Consider the following 20,303-nt stretch of genomic DNA (forward strand, 5'->3'; position numbering starts at 1 on the left):
AGAAAAGCCTGAAACGATTGTCTCAGACTTTTTAATGTTTAGTGATCGCGATCACATGAGATAAATTTAATTTTATAGAAATCAGAACGTTTATAAGTTTCAATGTATTCCAACACTTGACCAGTTGATTCAAGCTTAGTTGTCTTGGTTTGGAGAACAGTTGGGAACTGGGAGTCGATTCCTAGGATAGAAGCAGCATGTTCTGGAGTCGGAAATACAATTTCATTGATTTCTTCAAAATGCTCGTCATTCATGTGAATGTGGTAGTCTAATTTGAAACGATTATAGATAGAACTATAATATTCTAGATTTGGATAGTTTGCATTGATGTATTGTTCAGGGATATAAGATGTGTGGTAGATATAAGTAACACCGTTAGATTCACGGATACGTTCGATTTTGTAATAAAATTGATCGCCACGTAAGCCTAATTTTTCTAAGTAGTTAAGATTGTTCCCACGCTCAATAGAAAGAACAGTGACTTTATCGTCCTTGGTTTCAAAAATTTCTACATCAGAAAATTCTACAAGTTTGTGCTTGCGAGCGCGAGCCACAAAGGTTCCCTTTCCTTGTTGGCGGACAATATAGCCGTCTTTAGCAAGGTCGTTTAAGGCGCGAACAACAGTGATTGAACTTACATCATACATCGCAATCAATTCTGCTTCCGTGTAGAACTTATCTCCACTAGCGAATTGACCTGAAATGATTTTGTTTTTCAATTCATCTTTGATATATTGATACTTTGGAATTGCCATATTTTCACCTCATTTTTTCCTTCTCTATCTTCGATTCTACCATAAATAGTTTGAAAATGATAGTTGATAGTATTATAGTATAAAAATATAAAATAATAGACTAAGTGATTGACTTATATATGTTTTACTAGTAAAAATTCATGAAATCAAGTAATTTAGGCCAGAAAAATTTAATATAAATAATGTTTTACAAGAATTTTAGAAAACAATTCAGTAAAAAAAAGAAAAATTTTAAATAATTTTTAAAAAATCTATTGACAAGATGGCTTCATTAGTTTATCATTTAATATAACAACAAATGAAAGCGCAAACGGAAAAAGTATGGGGTGGTAAAATGACGAGATTTAAAATTGAGGATGATTTTTACCTAGATGGGAAACCATTCAAAATTTTATCTGGTGCCATTCATTATTTTAGAATTCCTGAAGATGATTGGTATCATTCATTGTATAATCTCAAGGCTTTAGGTTTCAACACTGTTGAAACATACGTCGCTTGGAATTTGCATGAGCCAACTGAAGGAAACTTCAATTTTGAAGGCAATCTTAATATTGAAAAATTTCTTCAGACAGCTCAGGACTTAGGTTTGTATGCTATTGTACGACCATCTCCCTTTATCTGTGCAGAGTGGGAGTTTGGTGGTTTACCAGCATGGCTTTTAACTAAAGACATGCGAATCCGTTCTTCTGATCCAGCCTTTGTAGAAATGGTAGGACGCTACTACGATCATTTACTTCCACGTCTTGTTTCGAGATTGTTGGAAAATGGTGGTAACATCCTCATGATGCAGGTTGAAAATGAGTACGGTTCATACGGTGAGGATAAGACCTACTTGCGTGAGATTCGCCGATTGATGGAAGAACGTTCAGTGACTTGTCCGCTCTTTACATCTGATGGTCCATGGCGAGCAACTCTGAAAGCTGGTACCTTGATTGAAGATGATCTCTTTGTGACAGGGAACTTTGGCTCGAAAGCTAACTTCAACTTCTCGCAAATGCAAGAGTTCTTTGATGAGTATGGTAAGAAATGGCCACTCATGTGTATGGAATTCTGGGATGGATGGTTTAATCGTTGGAAAGAGCCAGTCATCACGCGTGAGCCAGAAGAGTTGGCAGAAGCTGTTCACGAGGTTCTAGAGCAAGGTTCTATCAACCTTTACATGTTCCACGGTGGAACCAACTTTGGTTTTATGAATGGTTGTTCAGCTCGAGGAACTATTGACTTACCACAAGTAACATCTTATGATTACGACGCTCTCCTTAATGAAGCTGGGAATCCAACTGCTAAATACATGGCAGTTAAGGAAATGATGGCGACTTACTATCCTGAGTATCCACAATTAGAGCCACTTTACAAAGAGAGTATGGAAGTCGAAAACATTCCACTGGTTGAGAAAGTTTCTCTATTTGAAACCTTGGATAGTTTAGCAAGTCCAACTAAAAGCCTCTATCCTAAGAAAATGGAAGAGTTGGGACAAAGCTATGGCTACCTTCTCTATCGTACAGAAGCTAGTTGGGATGCAGAAGAAGAACGCATCCGCATCATTGATGGTCGAGACAGAGCTCAGCTATTCGTAGATGGTAAATGGGTTGTAACTCAGTACCAGACTGAAATTGGTGAAGATATCTTCTATCAAGGAAAAAAGAAAGCGCTCTCTCGTTTTGATATCCTGGTAGAAAATATGGGGCGTGTCAATTACGGGCATAAGTTCCTAGCAGATACACAACGGAAAGGGATTCGTACAGGTGTCTGCAAAGACCTACACTTCATGCTGAACTGGGAACACTATCCACTTCCACTTGATAATCCTGAAAAGATTGATTTTTCAAAAGGATGGACAGAAGGACAGCCTGCCTTTTACGCCTATGATTTTGAAGTTGAGGCACCGAAGGACACCTACTTAGAACTATCTGAGTTTGGTAAAGGTATTGCCTATGTCAATGGCCATCATCTCGGACGTTTCTGGAATGTTGGTCCAACCTTATCGCTCTATATTCCGCACAGCTATCTCAAGGAAGGTGCTAACCGCATCATTATCTTTGAAACTGAAGGGGAGTATAAAGATCACATACACTTAACTCGTAAACCTACACTAAAACATATAAAGGGGGAAAATTTATGACAATTGTAGGATGCCGTATCGATGGACGTTTGATCCACGGACAAGTAGCAAACCTTTGGTCTGCTAAACTTAATGTTTCACGTATCATGGTCGTTGACAATGAAGTTGTTAACAACGATGTTGAAAAGAGCGGATTGAAACTTGCAACACCACCAGGTGTAAAACTTAGCATTTTGCCAGTTGAAAAAGCTGCAGCCAATATCCTTGCTGGAAAATATGACAGCCAACGTCTCTTGATTGTAGCACGCAAACCTGACCGTTTCCTTGGTTTGGTTGAAGCAGGCGTACCGCTTGAAACAGTCAATGTCGGCAACATGTCTCAAACACCAGAAACACGTGCGATCACACGTTCAATCAACGTTGTAGATAAAGACGTAGAAGATTTCCACAAATTGGCGGAAAAAGGTGTTAAACTTACTGCTCAAATGGTTCCAAATGATCCAGTTTCAGACTTTTTGAGCTTATTAAAATAGGAAAAAATTTTTAGGAGGTCATTGTTATGATACAATGGTGGCAAATTTTACTTCTCACTTTGTACTCAGCTTATCAAATCTGTGATGAGTTGACGATCGTTTCTTCTGCAGGTTCCCCTGTATTCGCTGGTTTCATTACTGGTTTAGTCATGGGAGATTTGACAACTGGTTTGTTTATCGGTGGTAGCTTGCAGTTGTTCGTACTTGGGGTAGGTACCTTTGGTGGTGCTTCTCGTATCGACGCAACTTCTGGTGCGGTTCTTGCGACTGCTTTCTCAGTTTCACAAGGTGTTGAAACTGACCTTGCGATCACTACAATCGCTGTACCAGTAGCGGCACTTTTGACTTACTTCGACGTACTTGGTCGTATGACTACTACATTCTTCGCACACCGTATTGATGCTGCGATCGAACGCTTTGACTATAAAGCAATCGAACGTAACTACCTTCTTGGTGCGCTTCCATGGGCTGCTTCTCGTGCCCTTCCAGTATTCTTCGCCCTTGCTTTTGGTGGAGAATTCGTACAAGGTGTTGTAAACCTTGTTAAAGAATACCAATGGGTTGCAGACGGTTTGACTCTTGCAGGTCGTATGCTTCCAGGTCTTGGATTCGCTATCTTGCTTCGTTACCTTCCAGTTAAACGTAACCTTCACTACCTTGCTATGGGATTCGGTTTGACAGCTATGTTGACTGTACTTTACTCATACGTAACAGGTCTTGGTGGAGCAGTTGCTGGTCTCATTGGCACTCTTCCTGCTGACGTTGCTGAAAAAATTGGCTTTGCTAACAACTTCAAAGGATTGTCTATGATCGGTATCTCTATCGTGGGTATCTTCCTTGCAGTTGTTCACTTCAAGAACAGCCAAAAAGTTGCTGTAGCAGCACCTTCTACACCATCAGAAAGTGGGGAAATTGAAGATGACGAATTCTAATTACAAATTAACAAAAGAAGATTTTAATCAAATTAACAAACGTAGCTTGTTCACTTTCCAATTGGGATGGAACTACGAACGTATGCAAGCATCAGGTTACCTTTACATGATCTTGCCACAATTGCGTAAAATGTATGGAGATGGAACTCCTGAGTTGAAAGAAATGATGAAAGTTCATACTCAATTCTTCAACACTTCACCATTCTTCCACACAATCATCGCTGGTTTTGACCTTGCCATGGAAGAAAAAGATGGCGTTGGTTCAAAAGATGCGGTTAACGGTATCAAGACTGGTTTGATGGGACCATTCGCTCCTCTTGGAGATACTATCTTTGGTTCACTTGTACCTGCTATCATGGGATCTATCGCTGCAACAATGGCTATCGCTGGTCAACCTTGGGGTATCTTCCTTTGGATCGCAGTTGCAGTAGCGTATGACATCTTCCGTTGGAAACAGTTGGAATTTGCATACAAAGAAGGGGTTAACCTTATCAACAACATGCAGAGCACTTTGACAGCTTTGATTGAAGCTGCATCTGTACTTGGTGTGTTCATGATGGGTGCTCTTGTAGCAACAATGATCAACTTTGAAATTTCATACAAATTGCCAATCGGTGAGAAAATGATTGACTTCCAAGACATCTTGAACTCAATCTTCCCACGCTTGCTTCCAGCAATCTTCACAGCATTCATCTTCTGGTTGCTTGGTAAGAAAGGTATGAACTCTACAAAAGCAATCGGTATTATTATTGCTCTTGCAGTTGGACTTTCATTCATCGGAAAATTCTTGCTTGGAATGGGCGCATAATTTATGACGAAATCATTGATTTTAGTGAGCCATGGACGTTTTTGTGAAGAACTTAAAGGTAGCACAGAAATGATTATGGGTCCACAAGACAACATTCATGCGGTAGCTCTTCTTCCAGAAGATGGACCAGAAGATTTCACTGCGAAATTTGAAGCAGCTGTCGAAGGTTTGGATGATTTCCTAGTCTTTGCTGACCTCCTTGGTGGAACACCATGTAACGTGGTGAGCCGTCTGATTATGGAAGGTCGTGATATCGAACTTTATGCAGGAATGAATCTTCCAATGGTGATTGAATTTATCAATGCAAGCCTAACTGGCGCTGATGCAGATTATAAGAGTCGTGCTTCAGAGAGCATTGTCAAAGTTAATGATCTATTGGCAAGCTTCGATGACGATGAAGATGAATAATACTCTTCAAAAATCAAATTCAAACCACGTCAGCTTCGCCTTGCTGTACTCGAGTACAGCCTTCGGCTAGCTTCCTAGTTTGCTCTTTGATTTTCATTGAGTATACGATGTGACAACGTGAAAATCGTTAGAGCATTTTATATAGAATATAAATGGGAATGGGACTTACTCCCATTCCCATATTTTAAATAAAAAACAATATAATAATAGATTAGAGGGACTCAATGCTAGATTATACAAAAGAAGAATTGCTTGAGTTGGGGGCAGAAATCACAACACGCGAAATCTACCAACAACCAGATGTTTGGAAAGAAGCTTTTGAAGCTTATCAAGAACGACGTGATGAAATTGCAGCCTTCTTGCAAGGCATTGCAGATAAACATGACTACATTAAAGTTATCTTGACTGGTGCTGGTACTTCAGCTTATGTAGGTGATACCTTGGTTCCTTACTTCAAGGAAGTCTATGACGAACGTAAATGGAATTTCAATGCTATTGCGACAACTGATATCGTAGCAAATCCACAAACTTATTTGAAAAAAGATGTGGCGACTGTTTTGGTGTCATTTGCACGAAGCGGGAACTCACCTGAGAGTGTAGCAACAGTTGATTTGGCTAAGGCCTTGGTTGATGAACTTTATCAAGTGACCATCACCTGTGCTGCTGAAGGAAAATTAGCTCTCCAAGCACATGGTGATGACCGCAACCTCTTGCTCTTGCAACCAGCTGCTTCTAACGATGCTGGCTTTGCCATGACTTCAAGCTTCACTTCAATGATGTTGACCGCACTTTTGGTATTTGATCCAACAGAATTTGCTGTTAAAGTTGAACGATTTGAAGTGCTTTCTAGTCTTGCTCGCAAAGTTCTTGACAATGTAGCAGATGTCAAAGAGTTGGTTGACCTAGACTTTAATCGTGTGATTTATCTAGGTGCAGGTCCATTCTTCGGACTTGCTCATGAAGCACAACTGAAAATTTTGGAATTGACTGCTGGTCAAGTTGCGACTATGTATGAAAGTCCAGTCGGCTTCCGTCACGGTCCAAAATCTCTTATCAATGAAGATACTGTAGTTTTGGTCTTCGGTACTACAACAGATTATACTCGTAAGTATGACTTGGACTTGGTTCGTGAAGTTGCTGGGGATCAAATTGCCCGTCGCGTTGTGCTTTTAAGCGATCAAGCCTTTGGACTTGAGAATGTGAAGGAAGTAGCGCTTGGCTGCGGTGGCGTTTTGAATGATGTTTACCGTGTTTTCCCTTACATCGTTTACGGTCAATTATTTGCACTTTTGACTTCGCTTAAGGTTGGAAACAGACCTGATACACCATCACCAACAGGTACAGTGAACCGTGTTGTTCAAGGTGTCATTATTCACGAGTTTGAAAAATAAGGAAGAATCTATGAGTAAATTAACATTAAGCCCCAATAAACTTGCTTGCATGCAAAAACTCTCTGATGAGAATGGTATCATCTCAGCTCTTGCCTTTGACCAACGTGGTGCTTTGAAACGCCTTATGGCTCAATACCAAACAGAAGAGCCAACAGTAGCTCAAATGGAAGAATTAAAAGTCTTGGTAGCAGATGAATTGACGAAATACGCTTCATCTATGCTTCTTGACCCTGAGTATGGACTTCCTGCTACTAAAGCTCTTGATCCAAATGCTGGTCTTCTCCTTGCTTATGAGAAAACTGGATACGATACAACAAGTACAAAACGCTTGCCAGACTGCTTGAATGTTTGGTCTGCAAAACGTATCAAAGAACAAGGTGCAGATGCTGTTAAGTTCTTGCTTTACTATGATGTAGACAGCGCTGACGAACTTAACCAACAAAAACAAGCCTACATCGAACGTATTGGTTCTGAGTGTGTGGCAGAGGATATTCCATTCTTCCTTGAAATCCTTGCTTACGATGAAAAGATTGCGGATGCAGGTTCTGCTGAATACGCTAAAGTGAAACCTCACAAGGTTATCGGTGCTATGAAGGTCTTCTCAGACTCACGTTTTAACATCGATGTCTTGAAAGTAGAAGTTCCAGTTAACGTGAAATACGTTGAAGGATTTGGCGATGGCGAAATCGTTCATACACGCGAAGAAGCAGCTGCTTTCTTCAAAGCTCAAGACGAAGCAACTAACCTTCCATACATCTACTTGAGTGCAGGTGTATCAGCTAAACTTTTCCAAGAGACACTTGTCTTTGCCCACGAATCAGGCGCAAACTTCAACGGAGTTCTTTGTGGACGTGCTACATGGGCTGGATCAGTTGAAGCTTACATCAAAGATGGTGAAGCGGCAGCTCGCGAATGGCTTCGTACAACAGGATTTGAAAACATTGATGAACTCAATAAAGTACTTCAAACAACAGCTACTTCATGGACTGAACGTGTAGAAGCATAGAACAGAAATAGAAGGAACTACTTTTGTTAAGAAAATATTTATGGTTTCTTGACAAAGGTGTCTGTAAATCATACAATAAAACCATAGAACGTGAATGCGCTTTCTATGGTTTGTTTACTTAATTGAAATAGAAAAAGGAGAGAAGGATGAAAGCATACACAGAACGTGTATTTGGGAAAGTTGATGGCAAGGATGTCCTCGCTTACCGTTTTGAAACGGAGGCAGGTTATCAACTGGAAATCATGACTTATGGAGCCACAATTCTACGCTATGTAACTCCAGATAAGGCTGGCAATTTTGCCAATGTTATTCTTGGTTTTGATGATTTTGAAAGCTATGTGGGCAATAGCCCTAAACATGGAGCAAGTGTAGGTCCAGTTGCAGGTCGTATCGCAGGTGCAACATTTGAACTCAATGGGAAGACCTATGAACTCGAAGTTAACAATGCTAGCAACTGTAACCACAGTGGCTCAACTGGTTGGGATTCTAGCTTGTTTGAGCTAGTCGAAGTGAATGATCATGGTTTGACTCTTTACACAGAAAGAGCAGACGGGACTGGAGGTTTCCCTGGAAATCTTAAGATCTGGATTAGCTACAACTTGGAAGAAAGTGGTGCCTACGAAGTTAGCTATAAGGTGACGACGGACCAGGATACCTTGGTTAATCCAACCAATCATAGCTACTTTAACTTGTCAGGTGATTTCACTCAGACAGTTGACCGCCATGTTTTCCAACTGAATACAGAGGGTATCTATCCAATCGCTCCTGACGGTGTCCCAGCTAAAACCCCAGATGCTAACCGTGATGTGGTCAAACATATCTACAATGGTGCCTTGTTGAAAGATATCTTTGCAGACGAAGATGAACAGATTCAACTCGTATCTGGATTGGACCATCCATTTGCTCTTCCTGCAGGACATGATAATGCTGGTTTCCTCTATGACCAAGGATCAGGTCGCTTCCTGCTCTTCAAGACAGAAGCACCTTGCTTTGTAGTCTACACCGCTAACTTTGTGGATGAGAGTGTCATTATCGCTGGTCAACCAATGATTCAACATAATGGGATTGCTCTTGAGGCGCAAGCTTTACCAGATGCTATTCATAGTGACCTGAAAGATCAAGTTATCCTCAAAGCAGGTGAAACTTTCACAAGCAAAACACGTTACGAAATCGTTGTTAAATAATAAAAATTCTCTGAAGTCATAGGATTTCAGAGAATTTTTTATTATTCTTCATCTGGTGTGAGAATCATCGGAATGATGATTGGTTCACGTTCCGTATTTTCATAAAGGAATGGTCGAATGGCATTTACGATAGCGCCATTGACAGACTGGACGCTGGCATCTTTGTTTTTCAAAGCGATACGAATAGCATTGAAAAGGATACGTTGGCTTTGGCGAATCAAGTCACCAGACTCTCTCATGTAGACAAATCCACGGCTGAGAATATCTGGTCCAGATAGGATCATCTGAGACTTGAAGTCAACGGTTGCGACAGCCAGTACAACACCATCTTCAGATAGATCGCGACGATCTTTAAGCACAGCTGCACCGATTTCGCCGATACGATTGCCATCGACGTAGATATCCTGAGCATTGAAATGGCCTGCGATACGGGCAGAGTTTGCAGTGAGGGCAAGCACATCACCATTACTCATGATAAAGATATTGTCCTTCTCTACGCCAGTATCTACGGCAAGTCCAGCGTGGACTTTCTGCATGCGATATTCACCGTGAACAGGCATGAAGTATTTTGGCTTGATGAGGCGGAGCATGAGTTTTTGCTCTTGCTGGCCACCGTGTCCAGATGTATGGATGTTGTTAATCTTACCATGGATAACTTCAACACCAGCTTCAGAAATGATGTTAATCAGCTTGTTAACGCTGGTGGTATTTCCTGGAATTGGGCTAGATGAGAAGATAACGGTATCGCCAGGTTGGAGTTGCACTTGACGGTGGGTTCCGTTAGCGATACGTGAGAGAGCGGCCATAGGTTCACCCTGACTTCCCGTACAAAGGATAAGAATCTCACCCGCAGGGTAATCTTTAATTTCATTTGGCTCGATAAAGGTTCCCTTAGGTGCCTTGATGTAGCCAAGTTCAATCCCGTTGACAATGGCCTTTTCCATAGAGCGCCCAAAGACAGCGATTTTACGACCAGTCTTAACAGCAGCTTCCGTTGCTTGTTGGAGACGGAAGATATTTGAGGCAAAGGATGCAAAGATGATACGTCCTTCGATACCTTGGATAATCTTCATGATCGACTGGCCGACAACCTTTTCAGAGTTTGTAAAGGTTGGCACTTCAGCATTGGTCGAGTCAGAGAGTAAGCAAAGCACTCCGTCTTCACCTAGCGCTGCCATGCGGTGCAAGTCTGCAGGTTCCCCAACTGGTGTAAAGTCAAACTTGAAATCTCCCGTACAGACGATTTTCCCTTGAGGGGTATGGATGACGATTCCCAATGGCTCTGGAATCGAGTGGGTTGTTCTAAAGAAAGTTGCTTTAAGGTTTTTAAAGGTCAACTCCGTGTTGTGGTTGATTTCGTGAAGTGTAGCATTACGCAAAAGTCCATGCTCTTCGAGTTTTCCACGGATTAATGCAAGGGCCAGTGGACCAGCATAGATAGGGATGTTTGCTTGCTTGAGCAAGAAAGGAATCCCTCCGATATGGTCCTCGTGTCCGTGTGTAATCAAGAGAGCCTTGACGCGGTCGATATTTTCTACAATATAAGAGTAATCAGGGATAACGTAGTCGATACCAAGCAGGTCATCCTCAGGGAATTTAATCCCTGCATCAACGATGATAATTTCGTCTTGATATTCGATTCCGTATGTATTTTTACCGATTTCTCCTAGACCACCAATGGCAAAAACGCCGACTTCTTCTGGTTTAAGAGTGTAGGCCATATTAGAACTCCGTAATTTCGAATGCGCCAGTTTCTTTTTCGTAGTCTAGCAATTTGTCAGACAAGAGTTCGATATACTCGATATTATATTCTGGACGATTTTCTTCGACAAGTTGGCGAGCAGCAATACGTCCTTCAAGTTCTGAACTAGCATCGATGTCTAAGTATAGTGAGCGTGTTGTTTCACGACGTGGGCTGCGTTCTTTTGTTTCTTGATAAAAAACTTTGTAAATCATATGTTTCCTTTCTGCTTTCAGGTCAGCTATATTCAAAAATGCTCAGTTTGAAGCTGGTTTGATTCCAGTTCATTTTTTGTCTTTATTGACCTTGATTCGTTACAATTATCTCAATTATAACATAAAAAGGGGAATTAGTAAAAGCAGGAAACATGAAAGTAAGGAGCTTGAAATGGGTTTCATTATACCTTGTAAAAGTATTTGAAGCCATCAGATGCAAGTGCTATAATAAAGTTAGAAAAGAGGTTTTTCTTGATTAAGGAGGACTAGCTATGCTTGATTTTGTGTTTCACCTATTTGGATGGAAATTCTACATACTGCTACAACTGCTTGGGCTCCTTTTCGTTAGATGATGATTTTGAAATATTTGCCTTTAGAATTGGAGAAAGGAGGCTCTCTATGTTTCAACTAGCTATCGCGATTCGTCTCTTGATATTTGCTGTTTTTGTTGCTTGTGTTTACGGTGGCAATCTACTATTTGTTCGGCTAGAACATAGGAAAACAGCTTTACACTGGAAAATTCTCTTTGTAACACTGTATTCCATTTTCCTCCTTCTTGTAACCTATATGGTCTGGCTTGTATTTTACTTTGGTTTGAATGCTTAGCTTCAGTTGTTTATTTATATCTGCTGATTGAACGAATGCCTATCTTTAAAATAGGTTATAAAAAATAGCGAACTCAGCTACACAAAAAATCCACCCCAACTATTAAGATAGGGTGGATTTTTCAAATTCGGTGTCCATTTTTCCCTCAAACAAAGGTTATATTTTCAGGCCCTATCCTTATTTTTACAGTACTGATTGTTCTGTTCAAAAATAGAGTTGAAGCATAAAAATAAAACAATACAAACAGATAAATCAATTGGCAATGGTATAGTCGTAATGTTTAAATCGTTGAGAATACTGATCAAACTGTAAGAGATGAAGAAAATAAAATTCATCCTTCTAAAAATGTGTCTTTTATCTAGCATGACTTATCCAAACTTTTTACGGAGATCTTTTCCAATGGTGTAAGCTGCCATAAATAAAGCTATACCAACACCTACACCAAAACCACCCTTGATTTCTTGCAATTCTTTATTAGAAATTTCACGATATTTGTCTAAATCTTTAATCATACTAACCTCCTAAAAAATAACCAGCTGCTAATCCAGAGCCTACAAGTGCTGTGCCGCCAGCAATGGCTTTCCAAGATACTGCTACTCCAAATACAACCAAGGGAGCGAGACCACCATCAATATCTGATAATTCATTTTCAGATAGCGATACAAATTGATTGTCAATATTTTCGAAATTTGTCATTGAACTTTCCTCCTTTTTTCTTGTTCACTTTTATATTCGGAAATGAAGGTAAAAAGTTGCGATCTATTTGAAGATTTCTTTTCACCATGATTTTTGTTTCAAAACAAAGAAAATTCCCATGTGCCTTCTTTTGTAGTATAATAGTAAACAGACAAAAAGATAGGAATGTGTTATGAAAGTATTAGCATTTGATACGTCTAGCAAGGCTCTTTCTCTCGCTATTTTAGAGGACAAACAGCTTCTTGCCGAGACCACGATCAATATCAAGAAAAACCACAGTATTACCCTTATGCCTGCCATCGATTTTTTGATGGCTAGTCTAGATTTGACGCCTAAAGATTTGGATCGAATCGTTGTAGCAGAGGGGCCAGGTAGCTACACAGGTTTGCGAATCGCGGTAGCAACTGCCAAGACCTTGGCTCATACCCTGAACATTGAGTTAGTGGGGATGTCTAGCCTTTTGGCTCTGGTACCAAGCCAGCAAGTAGGTCTTGTAGTACCTTTGATGGATGCGCGTCGCAACAATGTTTACGCAGGGTTTTATGAAAATGCCCAGCCTGTCTTTCCAGAGGCGCATCTGTCCTTTGCAGAAGTCTTGGAGCAAGTCAAGGATGCTGAACAAGTCACTTTTGTCGGTGAAGTGGGAGCCTTTGTGGAGCAGATTCAAGAACAACTGCCACAAGCCAACTACCAAGAAACCTTGCCAAATGCAGCTAACCTAGCCCTCTGGGCTTGGGACAAGGAAGCAGACTCCTTGCACGACTTTGTGCCAAACTATCTCAAGCGTGTCGAAGCTGAGGAAAACTGGCTCAAGAATCACACTGAGTCTGGAGAATCCTACATTAAGCGCCTATGATTGAAATCAAACGAATTCAGCAACAACCTGACCTGGCTCAAGTCATCTATGCTGTTATGGCAGATGTATACCCAGTCAGTCCTTGGACTTTGGAACAAATCCAAGCAGACCTGTCCCAAGACCAGACCTGGTATGCTTTAGCCTACGATGGGATAGAAGTGATTGGTTTTTTAGCCGTTCAGGAAAATTTATTTGAAGCAGAAGTCCTGCAAATCGCTGTCAAAGGAACCTATCAGGGTCAGGGAATTGCGTCAGCCTTATTTGCTCAATTACCGACAGATAAGGAAGTTTTCCTCGAAGTCAGGAAGTCAAATCAACGAGCGCAAGCATTTTACAAGAAAGAAAAAATGGCGGTCATCGCTGAGCGCAAGGCCTACTACCATGACCCAGTCGAGGACGCCATCATCATGAAGAGAGAAATAGATGAAGGATAGATATATTTTAGCATTTGAGACATCCTGTGATGAGACTAGTGTTGCCGTCTTGAAAAACGATGACGAGCTCTTATCCAATGTCATTGCGAGTCAAATTGAGAGTCACAAACGCTTTGGAGGCGTAGTGCCAGAAGTAGCTAGTCGCCACCATGTCGAGGTTATCACCGCCTGTACCGAGGAGGCGCTAGCAGAAGCAGGAATTACAGAAGAGGACGTGACAGCCGTGGCCGTTACTTATGGACCTGGTTTAGTTGGAGCCCTCTTGGTTGGCTTGGCCGCAGCCAAGGCCTTTGCCTGGGCTCATGGTTTGCCCCTGATCCCTGTCAACCACATGGCGGGGCACCTCATGGCAGCTCAGAGCGTGGAAAACTTAGAGTTTCCTCTTTTAGCCTTACTTGTCAGTGGTGGACATACAGAGTTGGTTTACGTTAGTGAAGCTGGAGATTACAAGATTGTCGGGGAGACACGAGATGATGCAGTTGGTGAGGCCTATGACAAGGTCGGTCGCGTCATGGGCTTGACCTATCCAGCAGGACGTGAGATTGACGAGTTGGCCCATCAGGGGCGGGATATTTATGACTTCCCACGTGCCATGATCAAGGAAGACAATCTGGAGTTTTCCTTCTCAGGGTTGAAGTCTGCTTTTATCAATCTTCACCACAATGCCGAGCAAAAGGGAGAAAGCTTGTCCAAGGAAGATTTATCAGCCTCCTTCCAAGCAGCGGTCATGGATATTCTCATGGCAAAAACCAAGAAAGCCTTGGAAAAATATCCTGTCAAAACACTAGTCGTAGCAGGTGGCGTGGCTGCTAATAAAGGCCTCAGAGAACGCCTGGCAGCTGAAATCACAGATGTCAAGGTTATCATTCCGCCCTTGCGCCTCTGCGGAGACAATGCAGGCATGATCGCCTATGCCAGTGTCAGCGAGTGGAACAAAGAAAACTTCGCAGGTTTGGATCTCAATGCCAAACCAAGCCTCGCCTTTGATACTCTAGAATAAGGAGTCAGCTTGAAGCTGGCTTTTTTGGTTAAATAGATAAATACAAAAGTAAAAATCAAGTTGTTAAAAATAAAACTATTATGTAAAAATATGATATAATATATTTTGAAAGGGGCACATCATGAAAAAAATATTTATCCATGTTTTAGATTTAGTTAATTTTATTATTTCATTTTTAGTATGCAGATGGTTTTTTATGGAGTATTTATATTTTTATTTTACTTCAATTTTTGGATTTCCTGAAAGTGGTGTTGATTTTTGGAGACCATTGTTTGCTATTTTAATTATATCATTTATTTTATTTACAATAGTTCGCTCTCTATATACACATAAATTAGATATCCGTCTTGTAAAAATAATATATTTGCTTTATTTTTTTGTATTGCTCTATTCATTACTTTTTAAAAATCTTGGTATACAGGGGATTAATCTTAATTTAATATCGTTTATAAAAGATTCTATTTTTATAGATTCTAAAGTACCTTTGCTAAATATCCTGATTTTTATTCCTCTTGGAGCGTTGTTTGGATTCAAATACAAAAATATAAGTATTTTCTTCTTTGGAGTCGTTAGTTTAGAAGTTATACAATATATATTCCATCTTGGTTTTTTTGATGTTGGAGATATATTTACAAATACCATTGGTTTTATTATTGGGAATATGATTTATGACAGCAAAATTGGGAAAAAAATTATTCAGACAATAAAAAGATAACTAAAAATACTTAGTTATCTTTTCATATGTTATGGAGTTGTAACACTTCCCCAAATATCATAAGAACCTCGAGAAGTTGTATTGAAATAAAGACCATATGTTCCAGGATTTAAATCAACGGAAAAAGAACCGTACGTACGTCCATAAAAGACTGAAGATGCATGAGTGGAACCACCAATCCAAGACCTAGTCATAACAGATACTTTAAAACCTACTCCACTACTTCCTGGATTTGGTCTTTGATTATGATGTATTGTATATCTACGTTTAGAATTGGTTGACCAAGATTGTACAGACCGAATCCCCCGGATTCCTTCACCATCATAGGTTATAACTGTTGCGGCATGTACAATGCTTGTCATAAACAATGCACCGAAAGACAGAACGGCAATAGATTTAATGAGTTTTTTCATGGATTCCCCCCACGTTCTAGTTAAATGTATATGTTTACGCTTTCATTGTATCATGTAATAAATTATTTGTCAAATTTATCTAAAGTTAGGTTTATTAGAAAATAATTCAAATTGAACATTTTTATAATAAACTTTATACGAAACTAGAACTTGATTTATTGACTTTATCAGAAAAATAATCAAATCTGTGAAAATCTCAAATGTGAAATTTCTGAGAGAAAAAATGTCAAATATGCGATTTTTTAAAATAGACTGATCTCCGTGTTATACTGTCCTTGTAAAGCACTTGAAGCAAATCCTAGGTCGCAGAAGTGGTTTACAAATAAAATAATGAAGGAGTGTAAATGTGTTGAATTTACAAGTTGCAGAAACAATGGAATTGACAGAAGCAGAGTTGGAAACAGTTCGTGGAGGAGAGCTTATCAATACTGCCATTATCCCAGGCGGAGGAAATTGGGGAGGTTTCGGGACACCTTGGTCAATCACTAATTTCTGGAAGAAAAATTTTAACGATAAACCTGACTCTGATTCTGACCGCCGACGTTATTAATATACAAAGCCCTTGCCTTTTCTTGGGTAGGGGCTGTCTTTATTTCATAGTATAGGAGAAAATAGAATGAAAAAGATAATCTCACGCCACTACTTTATTATAGCTTTTCTACTAGTTATTGCTGACCAGAAGTTCAGTGGTCTAGTTTTACGCAGCGACCTTGTTACTGGTCTATCTGACTTTACCTATTATTTGTCGGATATGATATTGAATTTTTTTGTGGTTCTGCTTGCTTTGCTTGTGATGGTTTGGTCAGGGAAATGGCAGAAAATCAACAGTAGAAAGTTTAAAGGGTCCTATCTTTTTTATTCCTTCCTAGCTCTTCTTGCTTTTGTTATTTGGAATTTCGTCACCTTTTTTCTTTTCCCACCTACCAAAAATGAAATTTCTTATCAACTCGCTGTTCCTACTTTTACAGGAGCTACGGCATTTTTGATGTATTTTTTCTATCCTGTGATTGCGGGACCCATTTTTGAAGAGATGATTTATCGTGGGTTGGTGATGACCGCTCTGGAAAAAGGAAAGAAATGGGGGCTGGATGTACTCGGATCAGCTATATTATTTGGAATCTTGCACATTAGTAGTCATGGCTGGATCTTGACAGACTTTGTCTTCTATATGGGTGGCGGTCTCATATTTGCAGTCTTATTTAGAGTGACAAAGTCGATTTATTGGCCTATTGGACTGCATATAGTCTATAACGGTATCGGGCATATACTTCCTTTGCTGTTTTAGAGGATTTTGAGAATCATAAATCAAGGGATGAGTCCTCATCGTGGTGCTTTTGCTTGGGCTGTAGATCCATCAGTTGAGTTGTTTAAGCGTAGTAGAAGATAGAATACTATAGGAGTTGATTAAATGAAGAAAATGAAAGAAATGAAATTTCACCTAGCAACTGGCTTGTTGCTTTTGATCTATTACCTCATTTTTAATGTCATACCAGACTTAGATTTTACTGTAGCTTTGTCTGATGAGATCTACTATGTGTTTCAGGTTTTATTAGTACTTATCCTGGGAACTGTATCTACAATTATTTTTGTCAAAAGTGAACATTGGAAAGAGTATGGTCGTTTCCAGTTTCGTTGGTCTTACCTAGGTGTTTTCTTTCTTTCTTTTTTCTTATTATTTGTGTGGGCAAATCTAGCAACTCGTATCTTTCCTCGTACGCAAAATGGAAGTACAGTAGTGGAAGTAGCCACCAGTTTGACAGGAATTAGCTATTTTATTACGCGGATAGTTTATACTTGCATTATCGCACCTGTAGCAGAAGAAATCGTGTGTCGTGGTTTTTTGATGACAAGCTTGTCTAAATTTAAAAACTACTATATTGATGTTCTTGTTTCTGCTGCCATATTTGGCGCTATGCATGTTTTACAGCATGGTTGGATAACGACAGATTTCATACTCTACTTTGTAATGGGCTTGATATTTTGCATGATGTTTCGCTATACACGCTCTATTTATTGGGCCATAGCTTTACATGCTTCATGGAATACCTTCTTATTCATTGTTAGTTTATTGGTGTTTGGATTTTAGAAGGGTGATATATGAAAAAGATAATCTCACACTACTACTTTTTTGTAGCCATTTTACTTGTCATTGTTTACCAGTACTTCAGTGGTCTGGTTTTAAACAATGATTTTACTGCTGGTCTATCTAAATTTGGCTATTATTTTTCGGATATGATGTTGAACTTCCTTGTGGTTCTGTTTGCGTTTATTGCAATGGTTCAGGCAGGAAAATGGCAACAAATCAACAGTAGAAAATTTAAAGGGTCCTATCTTTTCTATTCTTTTTTAGCTTTTCTTGCTTTATTTATTTGGAATTTCATTAAATTTTTCCTATTCCCACCTACCCAAAATGGACTTGCTTACCAACTCGCTGCTCCGACTTTTACAGGCGCTACGGCATTTTTGATGTATTTTTTCTATCCAGTGATTGCAGGTCCCATTTTTGAAGAGATGATCTATCGTGGATTGGTGATGACAGCTCTGGAAAAAGGGAAGAAGTGGGGACTGGATGTGCTTGGTTCGGCTGCTTTATTTGGAATCTTGCATATCAGTAGTCATGGTTGGGTCTTGACAGACTTTTTCGTATATATGGGTGGTGGTCTAATAATGGCAGTCTTTTTTAGAGTGACAAAGTCTATTTATTGGCCTATTGGACTTCATATAGTTAATAATGCCATTGGTCAAATTCTGCCTTTGTTATTTTAGTGGATTTTAAGAATCATAAATAAAGGGATAAGTCCCCATCGTGGTGCGAAGGAACTTCAGGGATCTTACTTTATTTTGAATTATTATATGACAAAAGGTATTCAAAAATAATTTCAAGGTTTCAATAACTTGCTTTCAAATTCAATCTTATTCAGTCAAGTTGTTATTGTCATGGTTTATCCAGTTTGTTGCAAACTCTAAACTATCAGGATAATTTAAATGTGAGTGAGAATGTGATTGAGTTTTTATTAAGTAGATCCAAAAGAGATAAAAATGGTATTTTGGTATTTGAATGTGAAGAAAGTTCAGATACATTATTTGATTTTGGTATCGGAAATCTAGGGATTTATTGGTCTATCCTTGGGAAAAGATTCCCATTTGAATTTAAAAAGGAGTTGTGATGAAAGTATTTCTTCAAAATAGAGATTTTAGACAATTAACCATCAACCAGTGGATTTCAACGGTTGGGGATACGATTTTTTATCTGGCCTTTTTGAATTATGTGGCAGATGCCTCTTTTGCACCTTTGGCGATTTTACTCATCACGATTTCAGAAACCCTTCCTCAAGTTCTACAAATCTTTCTGGGAGTTTTGGCTGATTTTCAACATCATCGTGTTTGGAAATATACAGTTATTAGTTTTGCAAAATTTTTGCTTTACTCTATAGTGTCCTTGTCGCTTTCAGGGCAGTCCTTTTCCTTGCTATTAGTAGCATTTATTTGTCTGATTAACCTCTTGTCTGATACATTGAGTTATTTTTCAGGTGCCATGCTCACTCCGATTTTCATTAGAATTATTGGGCAAGAATATCTGGCAGAAGCTATTGGATTTAAACAGTCAACTGTTAGTTTAGTGAAAACAATCAGTAATATTCTAGGAGGAGTCTTACTAGGTATTCTATCCATCCAGTTTATTTCCTTACTAAACGCTCTTACCTTTCTAATCGCATTTGTAGGTATCCTTTTCATAAAAAATGATCTCTTGAAAGTAGAAAAAACTATTAGCTATCAAGAAGGACTCTCTGTAAAATCCTTTTGCCAGCACTTATTCCAATCATCTAAATTGATATGGAATATGAATCAGGTGCTCTTAGTTTTGTTTATTATCTCTATTAGTCAAGCAGTGATAAATGTTACAGTTCCTGTTTCTACTCTGTTTTTAAGGAATCAGCCCTTTTTGAATTTACAAACAGGTCAATCTCTTGCCTTGCTTTCCACTCTGGAATTAGCAGCCCTTATTGTCGGAAGTTTTGTGAGTGGCTATCTGAAAAATACAATTTCCATAAAACTAGCTCTATATGCCTCACTTGCCATCCAATTACTCCTTTTAGTTGGCTTTGCGATAGTTCGTTTTGACTGGATTCTCATCTTTAGTGCTTTGGATGCCTTCTTTGCAGGTGTTCTCTCTCCTCGACTACAGGAACTCGTTTTTAAACAAATACCTGAGGAGTCAATGGGAGCAGTTCAATCCTCTATTGGCGCCATTACGGTTGTTTTACCTAGCTTATTTACAATAGCTTTGGTAACCATTGCTACTAGCTTTGGAACTCTGGCAGTTAGCTCTGTTTTATCGCTATTCCTTCTAGTTGCCTTTGTCATGCTCTTGAATATTCGTGAAAGTATTTAACGGAGAATTTGTATAATATGTGTTTGAGACTGGCCTCCCAGTCTTTTTCTGTTCTGGTCAATCAGCAGACTTTTTTCTATTCCCCAATTGTCAAGTCAAGTGCAACAAAGTTGTTCCTCTGATTAAGCGAGTATCTTTCAAGCTGTTTGAGCTGA

General features: G+C 39.4%; 25 protein-coding genes. 19 read left to right on the plus strand and 6 right to left on the minus strand.

Going from position 1 to position 20,303, the window contains the following annotated elements:
• Window positions 1-38 precede the first annotated feature (38 nt).
• On the minus strand, window positions 39-755 hold the full coding sequence (locus K1I67_RS05265; protein WP_223339131.1) for a GntR family transcriptional regulator: 717 nt from the start codon (window positions 753-755) through the stop codon (window positions 39-41).
• Between the two features lie 334 nt (window positions 756-1,089).
• On the opposite strand from K1I67_RS05265, the gene K1I67_RS05270 reads away from it, so the two are divergent.
• The 8 genes from K1I67_RS05270 to K1I67_RS05305 all read left to right on the plus strand — a co-directional run bounded on the left by K1I67_RS05270 (window position 1,090) and on the right by K1I67_RS05305 (window position 9,079).
• Window positions 1,090-2,877: a glycoside hydrolase family 35 protein gene (locus tag K1I67_RS05270; protein ID WP_223339132.1), complete on the plus strand. Its 1,788-nt coding sequence runs from the start codon at window positions 1,090-1,092 to the stop codon at window positions 2,875-2,877.
• Window positions 2,874-3,350, plus strand: a complete 477-nt coding sequence (locus tag K1I67_RS05275) for a PTS system mannose/fructose/N-acetylgalactosamine-transporter subunit IIB (protein ID WP_070458000.1) — start codon at window positions 2,874-2,876, stop codon at window positions 3,348-3,350. The genes K1I67_RS05270 and K1I67_RS05275 overlap by 4 nt, the downstream gene beginning before the upstream one ends.
• A gap of 26 nt (window positions 3,351-3,376) precedes the next feature.
• A complete protein-coding gene (locus tag K1I67_RS05280; RefSeq protein WP_223339133.1) occupies window positions 3,377-4,282 on the plus strand; it encodes a PTS mannose/fructose/sorbose/N-acetylgalactosamine transporter subunit IIC in 906 nt (301 codons plus the stop codon).
• Window positions 4,269-5,090 (plus strand): PTS system mannose/fructose/sorbose family transporter subunit IID, encoded by an 822-nt coding sequence (locus tag K1I67_RS05285; protein WP_000185292.1) that lies wholly within the window; start codon window positions 4,269-4,271, stop codon window positions 5,088-5,090. Before K1I67_RS05280 ends, K1I67_RS05285 begins: the two co-directional genes overlap by 14 nt.
• A 3-nt stretch (window positions 5,091-5,093) precedes the next feature.
• Window positions 5,094-5,498 carry a PTS sugar transporter subunit IIA gene (locus K1I67_RS05290; RefSeq protein WP_000167443.1) on the plus strand — a complete coding sequence of 135 codons (405 nt, stop codon included), beginning with the start codon at window positions 5,094-5,096 and terminating at the stop codon, window positions 5,496-5,498.
• A 224-nt stretch (window positions 5,499-5,722) separates the two neighbouring features.
• The gene (locus tag K1I67_RS05295; RefSeq protein WP_223339134.1) at window positions 5,723-6,889 is read left to right on the plus strand and encodes an SIS domain-containing protein; all 1,167 of its coding nucleotides are present in this window, start codon (window positions 5,723-5,725) and stop codon (window positions 6,887-6,889) included.
• Window positions 6,890-6,899: 10 nt separating this feature from the next.
• Window positions 6,900-7,895 carry a tagatose-bisphosphate aldolase gene (gene lacD / locus K1I67_RS05300; RefSeq protein WP_223339135.1) on the plus strand — a complete coding sequence of 332 codons (996 nt, stop codon included), beginning with the start codon at window positions 6,900-6,902 and terminating at the stop codon, window positions 7,893-7,895.
• A 146-nt stretch (window positions 7,896-8,041) separates the two neighbouring features.
• Window positions 8,042-9,079, plus strand: a complete 1,038-nt coding sequence (locus K1I67_RS05305) for an aldose epimerase family protein (protein ID WP_223339136.1) — start codon at window positions 8,042-8,044, stop codon at window positions 9,077-9,079.
• A gap of 41 nt (window positions 9,080-9,120) precedes the next feature.
• Here the strand turns inward: K1I67_RS05305 and rnjA are convergent, their stop codons facing one another.
• Window positions 9,121-10,800, minus strand: a complete 1,680-nt coding sequence (rnjA, locus tag K1I67_RS05310) for a ribonuclease J1 (protein ID WP_045762525.1) — start codon at window positions 10,798-10,800, stop codon at window positions 9,121-9,123.
• 1 nt (window position 10,801) lies between these two features.
• Entirely contained in the window at window positions 10,802-11,035 is a 234-nt protein-coding gene (locus K1I67_RS05315; RefSeq protein WP_000639587.1) for a DNA-dependent RNA polymerase subunit epsilon, read from the minus strand.
• Between the two features lie 399 nt (window positions 11,036-11,434).
• Between K1I67_RS05315 and K1I67_RS05320 the strand changes: the two genes are divergently transcribed.
• A complete protein-coding gene (locus K1I67_RS05320) occupies window positions 11,435-11,641 on the plus strand; it encodes a hypothetical protein (RefSeq protein WP_223339137.1) in 207 nt (68 codons plus the stop codon).
• A 368-nt stretch (window positions 11,642-12,009) separates the two neighbouring features.
• On the opposite strand, the gene cibB is transcribed toward K1I67_RS05320, so the two are convergent.
• Window positions 12,010-12,153, minus strand: a complete 144-nt coding sequence (gene cibB, locus K1I67_RS05325) for a fratricide two-peptide bacteriocin subunit CibB (RefSeq protein WP_049531151.1) — start codon at window positions 12,151-12,153, stop codon at window positions 12,010-12,012.
• A 1-nt stretch (window position 12,154) separates the two neighbouring features.
• Window positions 12,155-12,337 (minus strand): fratricide two-peptide bacteriocin subunit CibA, encoded by a 183-nt coding sequence (cibA, locus tag K1I67_RS05330; RefSeq protein WP_045762528.1) that lies wholly within the window; start codon window positions 12,335-12,337, stop codon window positions 12,155-12,157.
• Window positions 12,338-12,509: 172 nt separating this feature from the next.
• Here cibA and tsaB point away from each other — a divergent pair, with 172 nt between their 5' ends.
• The 4 genes from tsaB to K1I67_RS05350 all read left to right on the plus strand — a co-directional run bounded on the left by tsaB (window position 12,510) and on the right by K1I67_RS05350 (window position 15,342).
• The gene (tsaB, locus tag K1I67_RS05335) at window positions 12,510-13,193 is read left to right on the plus strand and encodes a tRNA (adenosine(37)-N6)-threonylcarbamoyltransferase complex dimerization subunit type 1 TsaB (RefSeq protein WP_223339138.1); all 684 of its coding nucleotides are present in this window, start codon (window positions 12,510-12,512) and stop codon (window positions 13,191-13,193) included.
• On the plus strand, window positions 13,190-13,627 hold the full coding sequence (gene rimI / locus K1I67_RS05340) for a ribosomal protein S18-alanine N-acetyltransferase (protein WP_223339139.1): 438 nt from the start codon (window positions 13,190-13,192) through the stop codon (window positions 13,625-13,627). Before tsaB ends, rimI begins: the two co-directional genes overlap by 4 nt.
• A complete protein-coding gene (tsaD, locus tag K1I67_RS05345; protein WP_223339140.1) occupies window positions 13,617-14,627 on the plus strand; it encodes a tRNA (adenosine(37)-N6)-threonylcarbamoyltransferase complex transferase subunit TsaD in 1,011 nt (336 codons plus the stop codon). Before rimI ends, tsaD begins: the two co-directional genes overlap by 11 nt.
• A 121-nt stretch (window positions 14,628-14,748) precedes the next feature.
• The gene (locus K1I67_RS05350) at window positions 14,749-15,342 is read left to right on the plus strand and encodes a VanZ family protein (RefSeq protein WP_223339141.1); all 594 of its coding nucleotides are present in this window, start codon (window positions 14,749-14,751) and stop codon (window positions 15,340-15,342) included.
• A gap of 29 nt (window positions 15,343-15,371) precedes the next feature.
• Here K1I67_RS05350 and K1I67_RS05355 read toward each other — a convergent pair whose 3' ends face one another.
• Window positions 15,372-15,704, minus strand: a complete 333-nt coding sequence (locus tag K1I67_RS05355) for a hypothetical protein (protein ID WP_223339142.1) — start codon at window positions 15,702-15,704, stop codon at window positions 15,372-15,374.
• 397 nt (window positions 15,705-16,101) lie between these two features.
• On the opposite strand from K1I67_RS05355, the gene K1I67_RS05360 reads away from it, so the two are divergent.
• The 6 genes from K1I67_RS05360 (at window position 16,102) to K1I67_RS05385 (ending at window position 20,148) form a co-directional block, all read left to right on the plus strand.
• Complete coding sequence (locus K1I67_RS05360; RefSeq protein ID WP_223336193.1) at window positions 16,102-16,305, plus strand: peptide pheromone VP1; 204 nt, start codon at window positions 16,102-16,104, stop codon at window positions 16,303-16,305.
• 66 nt (window positions 16,306-16,371) lie between these two features.
• Window positions 16,372-17,040 carry a CPBP family intramembrane glutamic endopeptidase gene (locus K1I67_RS05365; protein WP_223339143.1) on the plus strand — a complete coding sequence of 223 codons (669 nt, stop codon included), beginning with the start codon at window positions 16,372-16,374 and terminating at the stop codon, window positions 17,038-17,040.
• 123 nt (window positions 17,041-17,163) lie between these two features.
• Entirely contained in the window at window positions 17,164-17,841 is a 678-nt protein-coding gene (locus K1I67_RS05370) for a CPBP family intramembrane glutamic endopeptidase (RefSeq protein ID WP_223339144.1), read from the plus strand.
• Between the two features lie 11 nt (window positions 17,842-17,852).
• Window positions 17,853-18,521 carry a CPBP family intramembrane glutamic endopeptidase gene (locus K1I67_RS05375; RefSeq protein WP_223339145.1) on the plus strand — a complete coding sequence of 223 codons (669 nt, stop codon included), beginning with the start codon at window positions 17,853-17,855 and terminating at the stop codon, window positions 18,519-18,521.
• Window positions 18,522-18,742: 221 nt separating this feature from the next.
• The gene (locus K1I67_RS05380) at window positions 18,743-18,922 is read left to right on the plus strand and encodes a hypothetical protein (protein ID WP_223339146.1); all 180 of its coding nucleotides are present in this window, start codon (window positions 18,743-18,745) and stop codon (window positions 18,920-18,922) included.
• Complete coding sequence (locus K1I67_RS05385) at window positions 18,922-20,148, plus strand: MFS transporter (RefSeq protein WP_223339147.1); 1,227 nt, start codon at window positions 18,922-18,924, stop codon at window positions 20,146-20,148. The genes K1I67_RS05380 and K1I67_RS05385 overlap by 1 nt, the downstream gene beginning before the upstream one ends.
• Window positions 20,149-20,303 lie beyond the last annotated feature (155 nt).

Origin of the sequence: Streptococcus infantis (assembly GCF_019929575.1) — a bacterium.
GTDB lineage: Bacteria > Bacillota > Bacilli > Lactobacillales > Streptococcaceae > Streptococcus > Streptococcus infantis_L.

Coding starts and splice junctions, on each gene's coding strand:
- K1I67_RS05265 (WP_223339131.1), bottom strand. CDS start 755: ATGGCAATTCCAAAGTATCAATATATCAAAGATGAATTGAAAAACAAA.
- K1I67_RS05270 (WP_223339132.1), top strand. CDS start 1,090: ATGACGAGATTTAAAATTGAGGATGATTTTTACCTAGATGGGAAACCA.
- K1I67_RS05275 (WP_070458000.1), top strand. CDS start 2,874: ATGACAATTGTAGGATGCCGTATCGATGGACGTTTGATCCACGGACAA.
- K1I67_RS05280 (WP_223339133.1), top strand. CDS start 3,377: ATGATACAATGGTGGCAAATTTTACTTCTCACTTTGTACTCAGCTTAT.
- K1I67_RS05285 (WP_000185292.1), top strand. CDS start 4,269: ATGACGAATTCTAATTACAAATTAACAAAAGAAGATTTTAATCAAATT.
- K1I67_RS05290 (WP_000167443.1), top strand. CDS start 5,094: ATGACGAAATCATTGATTTTAGTGAGCCATGGACGTTTTTGTGAAGAA.
- K1I67_RS05295 (WP_223339134.1), top strand. CDS start 5,723: ATGCTAGATTATACAAAAGAAGAATTGCTTGAGTTGGGGGCAGAAATC.
- lacD (WP_223339135.1), top strand. CDS start 6,900: ATGAGTAAATTAACATTAAGCCCCAATAAACTTGCTTGCATGCAAAAA.
- K1I67_RS05305 (WP_223339136.1), top strand. CDS start 8,042: ATGAAAGCATACACAGAACGTGTATTTGGGAAAGTTGATGGCAAGGAT.
- rnjA (WP_045762525.1), bottom strand. CDS start 10,800: ATGGCCTACACTCTTAAACCAGAAGAAGTCGGCGTTTTTGCCATTGGT.
- K1I67_RS05315 (WP_000639587.1), bottom strand. CDS start 11,035: ATGATTTACAAAGTTTTTTATCAAGAAACAAAAGAACGCAGCCCACGT.
- K1I67_RS05320 (WP_223339137.1), top strand. CDS start 11,435: ATGTTTCAACTAGCTATCGCGATTCGTCTCTTGATATTTGCTGTTTTT.
- cibB (WP_049531151.1), bottom strand. CDS start 12,153: ATGATTAAAGATTTAGACAAATATCGTGAAATTTCTAATAAAGAATTG.
- cibA (WP_045762528.1), bottom strand. CDS start 12,337: ATGACAAATTTCGAAAATATTGACAATCAATTTGTATCGCTATCTGAA.
- tsaB (WP_223339138.1), top strand. CDS start 12,510: ATGAAAGTATTAGCATTTGATACGTCTAGCAAGGCTCTTTCTCTCGCT.
- rimI (WP_223339139.1), top strand. CDS start 13,190: ATGATTGAAATCAAACGAATTCAGCAACAACCTGACCTGGCTCAAGTC.
- tsaD (WP_223339140.1), top strand. CDS start 13,617: ATGAAGGATAGATATATTTTAGCATTTGAGACATCCTGTGATGAGACT.
- K1I67_RS05350 (WP_223339141.1), top strand. CDS start 14,749: ATGAAAAAAATATTTATCCATGTTTTAGATTTAGTTAATTTTATTATT.
- K1I67_RS05355 (WP_223339142.1), bottom strand. CDS start 15,704: ATGACAAGCATTGTACATGCCGCAACAGTTATAACCTATGATGGTGAA.
- K1I67_RS05365 (WP_223339143.1), top strand. CDS start 16,372: ATGAAAAAGATAATCTCACGCCACTACTTTATTATAGCTTTTCTACTA.
- K1I67_RS05370 (WP_223339144.1), top strand. CDS start 17,164: ATGAAGAAAATGAAAGAAATGAAATTTCACCTAGCAACTGGCTTGTTG.
- K1I67_RS05375 (WP_223339145.1), top strand. CDS start 17,853: ATGAAAAAGATAATCTCACACTACTACTTTTTTGTAGCCATTTTACTT.
- K1I67_RS05385 (WP_223339147.1), top strand. CDS start 18,922: ATGAAAGTATTTCTTCAAAATAGAGATTTTAGACAATTAACCATCAAC.